General features: G+C 51.2%; 14 protein-coding genes. 7 read left to right on the forward strand and 7 right to left on the reverse strand.

Features of this window, described 5'->3' with window-relative positions:
* The coding region (locus tag OGX89_RS15595; protein WP_286560761.1) for a retention module-containing protein at positions 1-1,914 on the reverse strand (1,914 nt) is incomplete at its 3' end.
* A 332-nt stretch (positions 1,915-2,246) separates the two neighbouring features.
* Here OGX89_RS15595 and OGX89_RS15600 point away from each other — a divergent pair.
* From OGX89_RS15600 to OGX89_RS15610, 3 genes are all read left to right on the forward strand, one after another.
* Positions 2,247-3,590, forward strand: coding sequence for a TolC family outer membrane protein (locus OGX89_RS15600; RefSeq protein WP_126956680.1), 1,344 nt, complete (start codon positions 2,247-2,249; stop codon positions 3,588-3,590).
* 89 nt (positions 3,591-3,679) lie between these two features.
* Positions 3,680-5,872, forward strand: a complete 2,193-nt coding sequence (locus OGX89_RS15605; RefSeq protein WP_232397710.1) for a type I secretion system permease/ATPase — start codon at positions 3,680-3,682, stop codon at positions 5,870-5,872.
* Positions 5,859-7,232 carry an HlyD family type I secretion periplasmic adaptor subunit gene (locus OGX89_RS15610; protein ID WP_003825825.1) on the forward strand — a complete coding sequence of 458 codons (1,374 nt, stop codon included), beginning with the start codon at positions 5,859-5,861 and terminating at the stop codon, positions 7,230-7,232. Before OGX89_RS15605 ends, OGX89_RS15610 begins: the two co-directional genes overlap by 14 nt.
* A 42-nt stretch (positions 7,233-7,274) precedes the next feature.
* Here the strand turns inward: OGX89_RS15610 and OGX89_RS15615 are convergent, their stop codons facing one another.
* Complete coding sequence (locus tag OGX89_RS15615; protein WP_003825823.1) at positions 7,275-7,880, reverse strand: helix-turn-helix domain-containing protein; 606 nt, start codon at positions 7,878-7,880, stop codon at positions 7,275-7,277.
* 455 nt (positions 7,881-8,335) lie between these two features.
* Here OGX89_RS15615 and OGX89_RS15620 point away from each other — a divergent pair, with 455 nt between their 5' ends.
* From OGX89_RS15620 to mutS, 3 genes are all read left to right on the forward strand, one after another.
* Positions 8,336-9,121 (forward strand): winged helix-turn-helix domain-containing protein, encoded by a 786-nt coding sequence (locus OGX89_RS15620; protein WP_063940956.1) that lies wholly within the window; start codon positions 8,336-8,338, stop codon positions 9,119-9,121.
* Positions 9,121-9,633: a YqeJ family protein gene (locus OGX89_RS15625; RefSeq protein ID WP_003825820.1), complete on the forward strand. Its 513-nt coding sequence runs from the start codon at positions 9,121-9,123 to the stop codon at positions 9,631-9,633. The genes OGX89_RS15620 and OGX89_RS15625 overlap by 1 nt, the downstream gene beginning before the upstream one ends.
* Before the next feature lie 206 nt (positions 9,634-9,839).
* Positions 9,840-12,407 carry a DNA mismatch repair protein MutS gene (gene mutS / locus OGX89_RS15630; RefSeq protein WP_126956676.1) on the forward strand — a complete coding sequence of 856 codons (2,568 nt, stop codon included), beginning with the start codon at positions 9,840-9,842 and terminating at the stop codon, positions 12,405-12,407.
* A gap of 122 nt (positions 12,408-12,529) precedes the next feature.
* Here mutS and OGX89_RS15635 read toward each other — a convergent pair whose 3' ends face one another.
* The 4 genes from OGX89_RS15635 to OGX89_RS15650 form a co-directional block, all read right to left on the reverse strand.
* The gene (locus tag OGX89_RS15635) at positions 12,530-12,682 is read right to left on the reverse strand and encodes a Hok/Gef family protein (protein ID WP_126956674.1); all 153 of its coding nucleotides are present in this window, start codon (positions 12,680-12,682) and stop codon (positions 12,530-12,532) included.
* A 262-nt stretch (positions 12,683-12,944) separates the two neighbouring features.
* Positions 12,945-13,181 (reverse strand): non-oxidative hydroxyarylic acid decarboxylases subunit D, encoded by a 237-nt coding sequence (locus OGX89_RS15640; protein WP_126956672.1) that lies wholly within the window; start codon positions 13,179-13,181, stop codon positions 12,945-12,947.
* Between the two features lie 10 nt (positions 13,182-13,191).
* The gene (locus OGX89_RS15645) at positions 13,192-14,619 is read right to left on the reverse strand and encodes a non-oxidative hydroxyarylic acid decarboxylases subunit C (RefSeq protein WP_003825816.1); all 1,428 of its coding nucleotides are present in this window, start codon (positions 14,617-14,619) and stop codon (positions 13,192-13,194) included.
* The gene (locus OGX89_RS15650; RefSeq protein ID WP_063940954.1) at positions 14,619-15,212 is read right to left on the reverse strand and encodes a non-oxidative hydroxyarylic acid decarboxylases subunit B; all 594 of its coding nucleotides are present in this window, start codon (positions 15,210-15,212) and stop codon (positions 14,619-14,621) included. The genes OGX89_RS15645 and OGX89_RS15650 overlap by 1 nt, the downstream gene beginning before the upstream one ends.
* 160 nt (positions 15,213-15,372) lie before the next feature.
* Between OGX89_RS15650 and OGX89_RS15655 the strand changes: the two genes are divergently transcribed.
* Positions 15,373-15,777 (forward strand): MarR family winged helix-turn-helix transcriptional regulator, encoded by a 405-nt coding sequence (locus OGX89_RS15655; protein WP_003825812.1) that lies wholly within the window; start codon positions 15,373-15,375, stop codon positions 15,775-15,777.
* Positions 15,778-15,919: 142 nt separating this feature from the next.
* Here OGX89_RS15655 and rpoS read toward each other — a convergent pair whose 3' ends face one another.
* On the reverse strand, positions 15,920-16,912 hold the full coding sequence (rpoS, locus tag OGX89_RS15660; protein ID WP_000081498.1) for an RNA polymerase sigma factor RpoS: 993 nt from the start codon (positions 16,910-16,912) through the stop codon (positions 15,920-15,922).
* Positions 16,913-16,969: the final 57 nt, after the last annotated feature.

The raw sequence follows: 16,969 nt of genomic DNA on the forward strand, positions 1-16,969 counted from the left end.
CAGGGTAACCGCATCCCCCACCTTCGCATCCACGCCGGTCACGGTACCGGTAATTTGCATGATCCCGCCGTCGGCTAAAATTTCCTTAATATTAATAAGGTCATCACCCGCGACGGTATCGATATGTACCGTGTTTTCCGCGAAGTTGTCGACATGCACGCTGTGGGTGTCGGTGGCAATCGCCAGATTGCCCACCGCATCGTGAGAGGTGACCGTTACCTTCACGTCCATATAACCATCGACTTTTGCAACGTTGTTGGCAAAATCGGCTGCGTTCACCGCAATACGATAGCCCAGCGTGCTATTGCCGAGATCGATGATCTGACCGTTATACTGGTGGCCATTGATCTCTACCAGTACCGGGTCGCCCGCTTTCGCGTCTTCTCCGCTGACGGTTCCGGAAATCACCTGGTTACGCATATACAGCTCAGCACGATTCAGGGTGTTATCTGTCGTGACATCATCAATCGTGAGGGCGTTATGTGCCTGGGTATCCAGCACCACTGTATGGTGCGCGAACGCAGTCACTTCGTTGCCCGCCGCATCGTGGCTGACCAGCGTCACCTGCACATCGTTAGCCCCCTCTTTGAGGGTTGCGGAAGGCACAACGATTTCATAGCGTAGCTGGCCATGATCGTCGAAAACCGTGCCGTGAAACGCTTTGCCCTGAATGGTCAACGTGACCGGATCACCCGCTTTCGCATCACCGCTGGCAATGCCAGAAATAATGGTCGGCATACGAAACTCATTAGCGTTGACGACATCATCATTCGCCACCGTTTCAATGGTCACGGCATTTTGCGCATACAGGTCGTTATCGACATGATGATCCGTGGAAACAATGGTGGTGTTTCCTGCGTCGTCAGTAGAAGTTAATGTGGCATGAATATTCGGGTCATTCAGTAACCCCTGAGTCAGTACCGGGATGGTATAAGTCAGAGTCCCATTACCGGGGTCGGTAACAACGCCGGTATATTCGTTACCATCAACCAATAAAGTAACGATATCGCCGGGTTTAGCATCGCCGCCGACCGACCCGTGGATCAGCGTTTGCAGCTGACGTGACTCTTCGTAGTTAATGATGTTATCCGGCGTGACGTTATCAACGGTAATGTCGATGTGTGGTCCGGTAATATCAATCAGTGCATGGTCAAAACTTTCTGCCGTTCGTCCCGTCACATCGGTCGCGATTGCCACCACTGTTACATTTCCCGGAACCAGTCCCCCCAGATCGGTATCAATATTCCAGTGCCCGTTGCTCACCGGAACAGTAACGGTAAATGTGTTTTTTTGGCTATCGGTGAAGGTGAGTGTGATGTGATTTTGATTACTGGTGCCGCTTAAATGGGTCTGGTGGAATTCGCTTTTGTTAATGAAACCGTCGTTGCCGGCAAACTCGGTAATTTGCACCTCAGGCGGGAAAACACTCGCGGAACCTGCATCAATTCCCCCAATTGGCAAGTTGATATCCCAGTTCGGGCTTCCCAGACCTTTGGTGTTAAAACCTGCTGTCGGATCAACCACCTGCCCGGTCAGTTCAAGCTGAACCAGAGTGTGCCCCCCGCCGCCGCCTTCTAAGGTTACCGGTGCTTCATTACCCGCCGCGGTGGCTTCCAGCACCTGCGTCGGGTCAGCGCCATCGGCAATGGCCTTTTGTGCGGCGGCAATATCCTGAGCACTACTTTCCGGATGATGGCTAACCTGTAGCCCATGCTCACCCCAATGGCTATTACGGCCTATATCCAGCGTTTTTCCGTCTGGTAAAGAGATACTTACCGCACCGCTGGCACCGGTCACAATTTCTTCACCGCTATATACCCTGTCGCCTTCATGAACCAGTCGTTGTGCACCATTGGCATCAACTACGTAAACCTGTCCAATAATTGCTTTGATCACACCGAGTAATTTGCTCACCGTAACCTCACTTAATTACCATCATTATTTTTATAAACTCGTTAATATATTAACGAACAAATATCACATTCAATTAATGTAAACATTAATATCTCAATGTAGAAAAAAACACATTTTATAGAATGCAATTACATGAGACTTGACTGGCAAATGAATATAATAAAAAATAACCAAAAATAAAACACGATGTGACAAAACATGTCGCTGAATAGCTGATTACAGGCTTCAATTAAGATAATTCACATTTGTTAATTAATATAACGTGTTTGTAAAAATGGATGATAGCGATGACAACTGGATGTCATAACCGTGAGATATAGGGCATTCATGTCATGAAGAAGCTTTTAGTTTTTCTGCTTTCATGTTTTTCAATAAATGCAGTAAATGCAGAAGACTTACAAAATACAGTTAAAGATGCATTAGCCAATCATCCTGAAGTTAATGCTGCAATTAATAGCCGTTTTTCCTCAGAGCAAGATCTGCGGGCCGCACAAGGTGGTTATTTACCATCACTAAATTTAAACGCAGAGGCCGGGCGCAAAAATGTTGATGATGCAACTACCCGCTCGACTGGTCGCAATAACGGCCTGACTCAGTCCCCTAACGAGGCGACTATCAGCCTTGAGCAAAATGTGTTTAACGGCTTTGCGACCAACAGCGAAGTGGCACGACAAAAAGCGACCGTAGACTCACGCGCTTACAGCGTGATGAACACCAGCGAAAGCACCGCTTATGCGGTGATTCAGGCCTATTTCGACGTGCTGCAACGCGAAGAGTTTGTGCGCCTTGCTGAAGACGATCTGGCAAACCACGAGCGCATTTACGACCAGATAAAACTGCGTACCGATCAGGGCGTTGGGCGCTCCGGGGATTTTATGCAGGCCGAAGCGCGTCTGGCGCAGGCGCGAAACAACCTGCTGACCGAGCAGACTAACCTTGAAGACGCGAAAACCACCTTTGTCAGCGTGACGGGCATGGACCCGCAGGGTTTAAGCCAGCCAGAGAGCATTGACTCTCAACTGCCCACCTCGCTGGAAGATGCCAAAAGTCGGATGGAAAAAAATAATCCATTACTGAAGTCTGCCAATGCGGATATCGAAGCTGCGCACCAGCAGTACGAAGCGTCGAAATCCACCTTCTATCCACGTGTGGACGTTGAGCTTTCCCGCGGGATTAGCAACAACACCGATACCACTCGCGCGCACACCGAAGAGTGGGAGGCGATGGTCAAACTGCATTACAACCTGTACCAGGGCGGCAGCGACAAAGCCAACATGAACTCCCGTGCTTATCTGCACAAGCAGGCCCAGGATGTACGTAATAACACGCTGCGCCAGCTGAATCAGGAGCTACGCCTGGCCTGGACCGCACTGCAAAACGCACGCGCTCAGCTTCCTTCGGCGGAAGAATATGCCGACCGCAGCGTCAAAGTGCGCACGGCTTATCAGGATCAATTTAGTCTTGGCGAGCGTACACTGCTGGATTTACTCGATAGTGAAAATGAAGTGTTCTCCTCTAAACGCCGTCTTGTTGAATTACGTTATCTGGCCATGACCAGTGGCTATCGTATTAGCGAACGCACCGGTGAATTAATGAATATTCTAAAAATTACACCTCCGCCATCGGGGCAACCGGTAGATTCAGCAGAAGAAAATAGCTTACCGGAACTTCATTAATAATTATTAATCCCCAATAAATCTCTGACCTGCATGCTTATAATTAGCTTGCTATTATTTAACCGTGCACGGTCAGAATGGTTGCGAAAATGAGTGCACAAGCCGAATTATTAAATGACGTCCCTGAGAATTATGCTCGTCCTAATTCTCAACATCACGACCCACGTAGCCATAATGACGACCCGTTATTAGATAGCTTACTAATTCTGTGTTCTCTGCACGGAAAACCGGCGAGTCGTTCAACATTAAGCAGTGGCCTGCCATTAGAAAACGATCGGCTCACGCTGAATATATTTCCACGCGCGGCGGCAAGGGCCGGTTTAAAGGCGCGAGTCGTCACGCGCTCACTCGATAAAATTCCAGCGATGTCTCTGCCAGCGGTCTTGTTATTGAACTCTGGGGGAACCGGGGTGTTGCTGGCCTGGAACGATGACGGTAGCGCCCGCTTTATGCCCAGCGAAAGCGAAGGTGGAGAAATTTGCGTTGATGCCGCCACGCTTGAGCAAAACTATGCGGGTAAAGTCATTTTTGCGCATCCGCGCCACGAATTCGATTTGCAGGCAGAGGCCTTTCTGCCGCGCACCAAATCCTGGTTTAAAGACACGCTGAAGCTGTCGCGTTTTCTGTATATGGATGCGGTATTGGCCAGTCTGTTAATCAACCTGATTGCGCTCGGCACACCGCTCTTTACCATGAATGTGTATGACCGCGTCGTGCCAAACCAGGCAACGGTCACATTATGGGTGCTGGCAGTCGGCATCTGCCTGGCTTTTGTCTTTGATCTGATCTTAAAAATGCTGCGCGGTATCTGCCTTGATATTGCAGGTAAGAAAAGCGATCTCATCATCTCTTCGACCCTGTTTGAGCGCATTATCGGCATGGAGATGAAAGAGCGCCCGGCGCGCGTGGGCAGCTTTGCGCAAAACATTCACGAGTTTCAGTCGCTGCGTGATTTCCTCTCATCACTCACTCTGACGACAATTATCGATTTGCCCTTCACCCTGTTACTGCTGATTGTTATTGGCATTATCGGCGGCGCGCTGGCATGGATCCCGGTACTGACATTACCGATTGCCCTGTTGTGCAGTTGGGCACTACAAAAACCGGTCAACGCTGCTGTGGCAAAAACCATGAGCCTCGCCAGCGAACGCCAGGCGCTACTGATTGAAACCCTGAGCAGTCTGGATGCCATCAAAGTGAATAATGCCCAGAGCGAACGCCAGTTCCAGTGGGAACAAACGCTGGGTAGCCTGAGCCGTCTCGAACTGCGGGTGAAAACCTTGTCCAGCCTGGCGAGCAATCTCACCGGCTGGTTCCAGCAAATTTCAGGCGTGGTGATGATCATCGTCGGGGTGTACATGATTATCGACGGCAAACTGAGTATGGGTGGCTTGATCGCCTGCTACATGCTTAACGGTCGGGCACTCATGCCGCTGGGTCAGCTCACCGGCCTTATCGCCCGCTATCAGCAGGCGAAGCTGACCATCAAAAACACTGAGAAAATGATGTCGCTGACGCAGGAGCGCCGTGCGGATGAAAACCCGCTCAAGCGTGAACAGTTACAGGGCAGCATTGAATTTCGCGATGTGGATTTCAGCTACCCGGAGCAACAAAACCTGTCGCTGCACAAAATTAACCTGACCATTCAGCCCGGTGAGCGCATCGGCATTATCGGGCGCAGCGGTTCCGGTAAAAGTTCGCTGAGTAAACTAATCGTCAATTTATACCAGCCGAGCGCCGGGAACCTGCTGATCGATGGTATCGACTCTCGTCAGCTGGATGTGAACGATCTGCGCCACAGCATCGGCTACGTGCCGCAGGACATCCAGCTATTCAACGGCACGCTGCGCGATAACCTGCTGTGCGGAGCGCGCTATGTCGATGACGAAACCATGCTGCGAGCGGCAGAACTGGCTGGCGTCAACGAATTCGCACGCCTGCATCCCGACGGCTATAACCTGCAGGTCGGCGAACGCGGCTCCCAGCTTTCCGGTGGGCAACGGCAGGCGGTGGCGCTCGCGCGCGCACTGTTGCTTGATCCCCCTCTCCTGCTACTGGATGAACCCACCAGTTCGATGGACAACACCAGCGAAGAGAAGATCAAACACGCACTGGCCCCCTGCATTGCGGGAAAAACGTTATTACTGGTCACGCACCGCGCTTCCATGCTGTCGCTGGTTGACCGTCTGATTATTGTTGATAAAGGTCGCATCATCGCAGACGGTCCGAAAGGGGTAGTGATGGATGCGTTGAAAAAGGGGCAAATTAATGCGTCTCGCTGATCTCCTGACTCGTGCCCGCAGCTATATGCAGCACTATTTTCGCGGTCGTGATGAAAATCAAACTGACAGTATTAATGAGGTTAGCCAGGCCATAATTGATGACGCCCCAAGAGTGATACGACTGACGCTGTGGGTGATCCTCGCGCTGGTGGTGCTGTCCTTCATCTGGGCTGGTTTTGCAAAAATTGATGAAGTGACACGCGGTGAAGGCAAAGCGATCCCTTCATCAAAACTGCAAAAAATCCAGAACCTGGAAGGGGGGATTGTTACCGAGCTATATGTACATGAAGGGCAAATCGTTAACGCCGGAACCCCATTACTGCACCTCGATGACACGCGTTTCGCCTCCAACGTTGGCGAAACTGAAGCCGACAAACTCGGTCTGCGCGCCAAGGTAGAACGCCTGACGGCGGAAGTTGAAAACCGGGACTTTGTGATTTCACCCGAGATAGCCAGCCAGGCGCCGGATGTCGCCCGGGGAGAAACCGAGCTGTACAACAGCCGCCGGGAACAATTTCACAACGAAATTTCCGGGCTTGAAGAACAACTGGTGCAGAAAAAACAGGAGCTGCGCGACTTTGAGTCAAAGGAGGATCAGTTTAAGCACAGCCTCGGGTTAATCCGTCAGGAAATCAAAATGTCCGAGCCGCTGCTCGCTTCAGGTGCCATTTCAAAAGTCGAACTGCTGCGCCTGCGTCGTACCGAAGTGGAAACCGCCGGGCAGCTCAATTCTATTAGCCTGTCGCTGCCCAAGGCCACGTCAGAAATTAAAGAGATTGAGAATAAAATCGGTGAAAGCCGTGGCCGTTTCCAGAGCGATGCGCTGGCCCAACTCAATGAAGCTCGCACCAATCTGAGTAAAACCCAGGCAAGCGTTAAAGCACTGGAGGATCGGGTGAACCGTACCATGGTCACCTCACCGGTGCGGGGTATCGTCCAGCAGGTAATGGTGAATACTATCGGCGGCGTCATTCAACCGGGCAGCGATCTGGTGGAAATCGTTCCGCTGGATGACAAACTGTTAATCGAAGCCAAAATCCAGCCGCGCGATATCGCCTTCCTCCATCCGGGTCAACATGCGATGGTGAAATTTACCGCTTACGATTACACCATCTATGGCGGTCTGCAAGGCGAAGTAGTGCAGATAAGCCCGGACACCGTTACCGATAAGCAGGGCCGCAGCTTTTATATTGTGCGTTTGCAGACGGATAAAAATTATCTGGGAACAAAAGAGCATCCGATGCTGATCATTCCCGGCATGGTGGCGAGCGTCGATATTCTCACCGGCAAGAAAACGATTCTGAGCTACCTGTTAAAACCGATTATTCGCGCACGCGCGGAAGCACTCAGAGAACGTTGATAGGTTGCGCTCCCTTACATTTTCGCCGGGGAGCGCATGAGTTTATAACGGCGTGCAAAAAGAGAGCTTTCCACGATTCAGGATGATTTTCCCGTCATTAACCAGCTCCTGTAACACCTTATGGATGGCGCTACGCGAGATATGATTACGGGTCAAAATAAAAGTATACACGGACGTTTTCTCACGAACCCCTGGCTCCATTGCCCAGATATATTTCACGTGTTCAATAATCTGCTCACGTATAGTGCGGTGCGACTGCAACGCCTCACGCTGGAAATAACGTTGAAGATGATGCGTTAAGATATCAAACGCCTGCTTCCATAAGTTTTTGGTCGTAAACAGGTGATCGGCATTTTGGACGCTCATCGCCCACATTTCACAATCAGTATCACAACGTAAATAGTGACCAGCCACTTCCGTACGCATTTGTGGCAGGCCGAGAATAGCAGGTGCAGAAATACTCACGGTCACTAAATCGTTTTCCACACGATAAACAGAGACAGTCCCTTTCTCCAGAAATAGAATATGTCCATCGGTCTTCAAATCAATACGCTGACGTTTTTTACGTAACGACAGCCAGGCATTATCCGACTTCTTCATTTCATCGCCAACGAGCACTACAGCATTTTCAATTTCTTTCTGGAACATGGGACTCTCTACCGCAAATTATGGCTTAGTCAAAAAGATGGTTAAATTTACTCAGCACTAAAAATAAATGTCAGCTCGCAAACAAGCTGACATTTATTCCCATCTACATCTACCACCGGCATTCCCTGGTGCCATTGACGCGTTAAGGTTCATGCTGTTTTCGCGTGGTGGTGCCAGGCAGTATATGGCGCTGTCCATAAAGAATTAATGGCAATCATCTTTGTCGACATTTTTTCATCTTTCTGTTCTTTGCAGAGTAGCCAAAAAGATACAATTAATTGATTTTAATGGGTTTTATTTTCATTAAAAAGTTATCATTCTTGTTATATCATGATACCAAATTGCAACACTTCGCGGTTCTCGCTGTGGGATCAGGTCCATGCTGGTGGTCTTTATAGGCTCAGTGGTATCATGACTAAACAACCACCAGACGCATCATCAAGAGTAGAGACAATATGTCTGAGACTGGCAATGTCAGTTATCTGATTGAAAATAGAATAATATTTACGCCAGCCACACAATGTCTGGCGCGGGTAGATCACCCCAATCAGCGGATAAAACTCAAACACTCAGCGTCGTTATGTCTTTTATTACTTATTCAACATCGCGGGCAAGTGGTTTCTCAAAACGAATTACTGGAATTCGGTTGGGGTAAAAATCACCGCCAGGTGAGTTTCAACGCCTTTTATCAAAGCATTCTCTCGTTGCGTAAAAGCTTGCAGCAGCTGGAGCTTGAACAACCGCTGATCACAACGATCCCCCGCAAAGGGCTGATCATTCAAGAAGAGTTTGATATTCAGGTCATTGAAACACCGGAGGAGAACTCTGCTTCTGCGGAAGAATCCTTAGCGCCAGATGCCACCATTGAGGAATTTTTGGCTGACACACCGCGTCAACCTTTGATAACGGCTGCAGAAACAGTAATGTTGGCACTTACCCTGATAATTTGTGTGCTTATATTATATCCGTGGCAAGCCAGCGATGATTATTTCTCCGGCTATATCACTGCGGATAAAGCACCCACTGACTGTCAGTATTATTTCAATAACGATGCCAGTAATTTCTCCCGGCATACCGCGTTTATCGACAAAAACCCAGGACTGTGTCAGAACCATAAATTTATCTATATCACGACCTATCCTGAGTCTAAGAAACTGTCCGTGCTGGTGTGTCGCTCACCGATAAAAGCCAGGCAAGAAAATGCCTGTCAGTCGGTATATTATCCACGGTATGATAGCTAATGAACTTATATCCCCGAACGTCCCGCATCCAGACAGGTATTATCCTGCTGCTTTGTTTTGCTGCGCTTATTCTTACTGTCGTCTATCGGTACAGTAAGAACAATGGCGAGTTACATGATCTCACTTGCCGCTCTGCCATCGAAATTGTACGCAATACAAGCTCGTTCCGCGGGATTATTGATATTAAAACCGGGGGCAGTAAAGGTATTGTGAATATTGATGGTATTATCAAAGATGCCGAAAATAATGAGCAAACCGTGCAACGCATGGTACTTTTTACACAATCCAGCTACGGCTCAAGCCCGGTTTGGATTTCACAGAAAATCCAAATTTCCAATCGCGAAACGGCTCCCGCCAGCCTTATTCAGGAACTCCTACCCGACTTTTTCCTGACCAACACCAGCGTATCCAACGTCGATTTTTTTGCGCTGAACAGCGCGACATACCTGATTACCAAAGAGGGGATCCCCTATCTGTACTGCCAGAATTATGCTTTGCCGGAAAATGAATAATCAATAAGCGTTCTGGCGGCAAAACCTACGGATGAATCTCAGTCGTTGTCGGTGATAAGATAGACCATTCAGGTCGAGCCAACGCTCGTCGTTACTGCCCATCAGGCGGCTTTCGAATGACAAATTTGTGGGTTTATGTGAGTTTCCAGGGGCTCACGTGAGACTGCCCAGATCCCCAAAAAGATTAAAAAAAGAGCAAAAGCGATATGAAAGAGTCACTTGATACGGACTTCACGAACCACACCCCAATGATGCAGCAGTATCTCAAGCTGAAAGCCCAGCATCCGGAGATACTGTTGTTTTACCGCATGGGCGACTTTTACGAACTGTTTTATGACGATGCGAAACGTGCGTCTCAGTTGCTTGATATCTCCCTGACCAAACGCGGCGCGTCTGCGGGCGAGCCTATCCCGATGGCGGGCATTCCTCACCATGCGGTAGAAAACTACCTCGCTAAGCTGGTCAACCAGGGTGAGTCCGTTGCTATTTGTGAGCAGATTGGCGATCCGGCGACCAGCAAAGGTCCGGTTGAGCGCAAAGTGGTGCGTATCGTCACGCCAGGTACCATCAGTGATGAAGCGCTGTTGCAGGAACGCCAGGACAACCTGCTGGCCGCTATCTGGCAGGACAGTAAAGGTTACGGCTACGCCACGCTGGATATCAGCTCCGGGCGTTTTCGCGTCAGCGAACCTGCCGACCGCGAGACGATGGCTGCAGAATTGCAACGCACCAATCCCGCTGAACTGCTGTATGCCGAAGATTTCGCTGAAACCTCACTGATTGAGGGACGTCGCGGATTACGTCGTCGTCCACTATGGGAATTTGAAATCGATACTGCTCGCCAGCAGCTAAACCTGCAGTTTGGCACGCGGGATCTGATTGGTTTTGGCGTGGAAAACGCCCCGCGTGGATTATGCGCGGCTGGCTGCCTGCTGCAATACGTAAAAGATACCCAGCGTACCTCGCTGCCGCATATTCGTTCCATCACCATGGAACGTCAGCAGGACAGCATCATTATGGATGCCGCCACGCGCCGCAATCTGGAAATTACCCAGAACCTGGCGGGTGGTGTTGAAAACACGCTGGCTTCAGTACTCGACTGCACCGTGACGCCGATGGGCAGCCGTATGCTCAAACGCTGGCTGCATATGCCGGTCCGTGACACCAAAGTCCTCACTGAGCGCCAACAGACCATCGGCGCGCTACAGGATTCCACCGGTGAATTGCAACCCGTGCTGCGTCAGGTCGGCGATCTGGAACGTATCCTTGCTCGTCTGGCCCTGCGTACCGCGCGCCCGCGCGATCTGGCCCGTATGCGTCATGCCTTCCAGCAATTACCAGAACTGCGCGCACAACTGGAAAGCATAGACAGTGCCCCCGTGCAGATGCTGCGCGAGAAAATGGGTGAGTTTGCTGACCTGCGTGAACTGCTGGAACGTGCCGTAGTGGAAGCTCCACCTGTGCTGGTTCGCGACGGTGGCGTCATCGCCCCCGGCTATAACGAAGAACTGGACGAGTGGCGAGCGCTGGCTGATGGCGCAACTGACTATCTGGACAGACTGGAAATTCGTGAGCGCGAGCGCACCGGTCTGGATACGCTGAAAGTTGGGTTTAACGCCGTCCATGGCTACTACATTCAGATCAGTCGCGGGCAAAGTCATCTGGCGCCGATTAACTATGTGCGTCGCCAGACGCTGAAAAATGCCGAACGCTACATTATTCCGGAGCTGAAAGAGTACGAAGACAAAGTTCTGACATCAAAAGGCAAAGCGCTGGCGCTGGAAAAACAGCTGTACGATGAGCTGTTCGACATGCTGCTGCCGCACCTGGCTGATTTGCAACAAAGCGCCAGCGCGCTGGCAGAACTGGACGTACTGGTCAACCTCGCAGAACGCGCTTATACCCTGAATTACACCTGCCCGACCTTCACCGACAAGCCTGGTATTCGTATTACCGAGGGACGTCATCCGGTGGTTGAACAGGTGCTGACCGAGCCGTTTATCGCCAACCCGCTTAACCTCTCGCCTCAGCGACGGATGCTGATCATCACCGGCCCGAATATGGGGGGTAAAAGTACCTATATGCGCCAGACTGCGTTAATTGTGCTGCTGGCCTACATCGGCAGCTACGTTCCGGCGCAGAAAGTGGAAATAGGCCCGATCGATCGGATCTTTACTCGCGTCGGTGCGGCGGATGATCTGGCCTCCGGTCGTTCTACCTTCATGGTAGAAATGACTGAAACCGCCAACATTCTGCATAATGCCACCGAGAACAGCCTGGTGCTGATGGATGAGATTGGACGCGGCACCTCCACCTACGACGGCCTGTCGCTGGCGTGGGCGTGCGCGGAAAACCTGGCTAATAAAATCAAAGCATTAACCTTGTTTGCCACCCACTATTTCGAACTGACTCAGTTACCGGAGAAAATGGAAGGCGTAGCAAATGTGCATCTGGATGCGTTAGAGCACGGCGATACCATCGCCTTCATGCACAGCGTACAGGATGGTGCGGCAAGCAAGAGCTATGGTCTGGCGGTAGCTGCCCTGGCAGGTGTACCAAAAGAGGTTATTAAACGCGCGCGGCAAAAACTGCGCGAACTGGAAAGCATCGCGCCGAATGTTGCTGCAACTCAGGTCGACGGCACACAGATGTCGCTCCTGTCAGCTCAGGAAGAAACGTCGCCCGCCGTTGAAGCCCTGGAAAACCTCGACCCGGATTCGCTAACGCCTCGTCAGGCGCTGGAGTGGATCTACCGGTTGAAGAGTCTGGTGTAACGCCGTAATGCCCGATGACGCTTTGCTTATCGGGCCTACAACACTAAGAGCGCGCACTTCAGAAATGGGTGCGAGAGGCCGAAACCAGGCCATCAGGACGCGGGGTTTCCCCCGCGTTGTTGCTACTTCTTCGGTTCGTAAGCGAGAACAGCTTTAAACTCCACATTACGCTCTTTGATACTTAACTCGCACAGCGAATCTCGTACCATTAACGTAAATCCCAGCACCGTGAAACACAGTACTACAATCGCCACCAGGGCATATTTTGTCAGCATGTCTTGCCTCCCTGCAAAGAAGAGACTAACATCCAAATGGTCTAGGTTTGTACGTTAGCCTCAGGTTGATAGAATTATCTCCTGGGGCTTTTGTCTTTCCGGGACCTTGCAAATGCTCAAAGCCCAGAAAGCCTCAAGCACCCGCAGCTATTCTATTCCAGGTGTCATTTCTTCAAATAAATTAAGCCATTTGCTACGAGCTTGCTCGCAAAATACCGCTGTATGTAGGCCGGGTAAGGCGAAGCCACACCCGGCGTGTTGATTAGCGCTTATCTTCTGCCAGCAGCGGTGGAATACTCGGCACCATCGGTGCGTCATCAATATCTTTTTGCGTCATGCGAAACGCTTGCGGGTAGTGCTCGCGGCAGGTACGGCGTAGAGGCTCAGTATCACGCCAGGTGTATAGACAATGCTGGCACTGATATACCGTCCAGACATCTTTTACCGGCGAGTTTGCCATCACTTCAATATGTTCATCGGCACAACGTGGACAAATCATCTGCTACTCCTTATTTACGGTTGGCCAGCATGGCGGTCAGTTTTTCTGCCCAGGCTTTCGTTTCTGGTAAATCGCATACCGGCTGGCTGTAGTGCCCACGGTTATCCGGCGCAACCGGCGTAGTCGCATCAATAATTAACTTGTCGGTAATCCCCGCCGGACTGGAACCCGGATCAAGCTCCAGCACCGACATATTCGGCAATTGCACCAGATCGCCCGCCGGATTGACCTTCGAAGACAGCGCCCACATCACCTGCGGCAGATTGAACGGATCAACATCCTCATCAACCATAATCACCATTTTCACGTAACCCAGGCCATGCGGCGTCGTCATTGCGCGCAACCCTACCGCACGGGCAAAGCCACCGTAGCGTTTTTTGGTGGAGATAATCGCCAGCAAACCGTGGGTATACATGGCATTCACCGCCTGCACTTCCGGGAATTCAGCTTTCAGCTGTTGATAAAGCGGTACGCAGGTTGCCGGACCCATCAGGTAGTCAATCTCCGTCCACGGCATCCCCAAATATAACGATTCAAAAATCGGTTTGGTGCGATAAGAGACTTTATCGATACGCACGACCGTCATATTACGTCCACCGGAATAGTGCCCGGTAAACTCGCCAAACGGCCCTTCGATTTCACGCTTACGGCTTTCAATTACCCCTTCGAGGATCACTTCTGAACCCCATGGCACGTCAAAGCCGGTGAGCGGCGCGGTAGCGATCGGATACGGACTTTCACGCAGCGCTCCCGCCATTTCGTATTCCGACTGATCGTACTTCAGCGGCGTGGCCCCCATGAGGGTAATGATCGGATCGTTACCCAGCGTGATGGCAATCGGCAGATCTTCACCGCGCTCTTCGGCTTTATGCAGGTGCAGCGCGATATCATGCATCGGTACCGGCTGCAGGCCAAGCTTGCGTTTGCCCTTCACTTCCATACGATAAATGCCGACATTCTGTTTACCGAAGTTGTCCGGATCCAGCGGATCGCGCGACACCACGCAGGCTTTATCAAGATAGAAACCGCCGTCGCCATCGTTCAGGCGAAACAGCGGCAGAATATCAAACAGGTTGATCTCATCACCATCAACACAGTTTTCAGCCCATGCCGGATTGGCGCGACGCTCCGGCGTAACCGGAAATTTATCCCAACGGCGAATAAACTCATCAATCTGTTTTTTCACCGGGGTATTTGGCGGCAGGCCTAAAGAGATGGCGTGATTCTGCCACGAACCGATAGTGTTCATCGCCACGCGGGCATCGGTAAAACCACGAATATTGTCAAACCACAGCGCTGGCGCACCATCACCAATGCGTCCGGTCGCATTGGCTGCCGCAGCCAGATCCGGCTCGGCGTTAACTTCTTCACTGATTTTCAGCAATTGCCCCTGGTCATCCAGCGCTTGTAAAAAGCTGCGCAAATCATCAAATGCCATTATTCATTCTCCTGTGAAAAATTCTGCGCCTGCCGTAAACCCTGCCAGCGACGGGCGTTGGGGTGTTCCAGACCAAACTGATCGAGCACACGCGCAACGATATGCTGCGTAATGTCATCGACCGTTTGCGGGTGGTTGTAATACGCGGGCATCGGCGGGACCATCGCCACGCCCATGCGGGAAAGCGCGAGCATGTTTTCCAGATGAATCGTGCTAAGCGGCATTTCACGCGGTACCAGAACCAGCTTGCGCCCTTCTTTCAGCACCACATCAGCAGCCCGACCCACCAGCCCTTCCGCGTAGCCTGCACGAATACCGGCCAGGGTTTTCATACTGCAGGGGATAATGATCATGCCGTCAGTGCGAAACGATCCAGAGGAGATGGTCGCCGCCTGATCCGCCGGGTTGTGGCAATAATCGGCCAACGCAGACACATCACGGACGCTGTGCGGCGTTTCCAGTTCAATAGTGGTTTTGGCCCACTTTGACAGCACCAGATGGGTTTCCACTTCGGGCATTTCCCGCAACGCCTGCAATAGCGACACGCCAAGCGGTGCGCCGGTTGCCCCGGTCATTCCGACAATTAATCTCATTTAGTTTCTCAATTTTTGTTCGTGTACGAACGTTTTGATTAAAATACTCTCACATAACATTTCGGGCAAGGCCATCGCGCACAGATCGCTAAAGCCGCAATTGTTAAAAAAAGATGCGTAACCCGCTATGATAGAGACTGACAGGAATTCCGGAGCGCTCATGCCGTTACGAAATAAAGCATTTCACCTTTTACGTCAGCTCTTCCAGCAGCATACGTCCCGCTGGCAACATGAATTACCGGACCTGACCAAACCACAGTATGCGGTAATGCGTGCCATTGCTGAACGTCCCGGCATTGAGCAGGTTGACCTGACCGAAGCCGCAGTCTGTACCAAGGCAACCCTTGCGGAAATGCTAAGCCGAATGGAAAAACGGGAGCTGGTCAGGCGTGAACATGACCCGGCAGATAAGCGTCGGCGGTTTGTTTATTTGACCGCACAAGGAGAAGAATTACTGGCCAGCGCAACTCCGTTAGGCGATAGCGTGGATGATGAGTTTCTGGGGCGATTATCTGATGAAGAACGTGAGCAGTTCACACGTCTGGTGCGTAAGATGATGAACTAATCTGCCGGATGGCGACATAAATGTCTTATCCGGCCTACAAAGTCCTGCTCCCCGTAGGCCTGATAAACGCAGTGCCATCAGGCAACAAACATAGAAAAAGGCCAGTCTCAATGAGACTGGCCTTTCTTGATAGAACTTGTGCTTACTCGCGGAAAAGCGCTTCGATATTCAGTCCCTGAGTCTGCAGAATTTCACGCAGACGACGCAGACCTTCAACCTGAATCTGGCGAACACGTTCTCGGGTGAGACCAATTTCACGGCCCACATCTTCCAGTGTCGCAGCTTCGTACCCCAGCAGACCAAAACGACGTGCCAGCACTTCACGCTGTTTGGCGTTCAGTTCGAACAGCCATTTGACGATGCTCTGTTTCATATCATCGTCTTGCGTGGTGTCTTCCGGGCCGTTTTCCTTTTCATCGGCCAGAATATCCAGCAACGCTTTTTCGGAATCGCCACCCAGCGGGGTGTCTACCGAGGTAATACGCTCGTTGAGTCGGAGCATACGGCTGACGTCATCAACCGGTTTATCCAGTTGTTCAGCAATCTCTTCTGCGCTCGGTTCGTGGTCCAGTTTATGCGACAACTCACGCGCGGTACGCAGATAGACGTTCAGCTCTTTTACAATGTGAATTGGCAGTCGGATCGTACGGGTTTGGTTCATAATCGCCCGTTCGATCGTCTGGCGGATCCACCAGGTTGCGTATGTTGAGAAGCGGAACCCGCGTTCCGGGTCAAACTTCTCGACTGCACGGATCAGTCCCAGATTGCCCTCTTCAATCAGGTCCAGCAATGCCAGACCACGATTGCCATAACGACGAGCAATTTTCACCACCAGACGCAGGTTACTTTCAATCATGCGACGGCGGGATGCGACATCCCCACGCAGTGCGCGACGCGCAAAATAAACTTCTTCTTCGGCTGTTAACAGTGGTGAATAACCAATCTCACCAAGGTAAAGCTGAGTCGCGTCCAACACACGCTGTGTGGCCCCCTGCGATAACAGCTCTTCTTCAGCCAGGTCGTTATCACTGGGTTCCTCTTCACTCAAGGCTTTTTCATCAAAAGCCTCTACTCCGTTCTCATCAAATTCCGCATCTTCATTTAAATCATGAACTTTCAGCGTATTCTGACTCATAAAGGTGGCTCCTACCCGTGATCCCTAACGGAACTAGCACGTGAAAGCCTGGTTCCG

Source organism: Citrobacter sp. Cpo103 (genome assembly GCF_030332605.1).
GTDB classification, from domain to species: domain Bacteria; phylum Pseudomonadota; class Gammaproteobacteria; order Enterobacterales; family Enterobacteriaceae; genus Citrobacter; species Citrobacter portucalensis.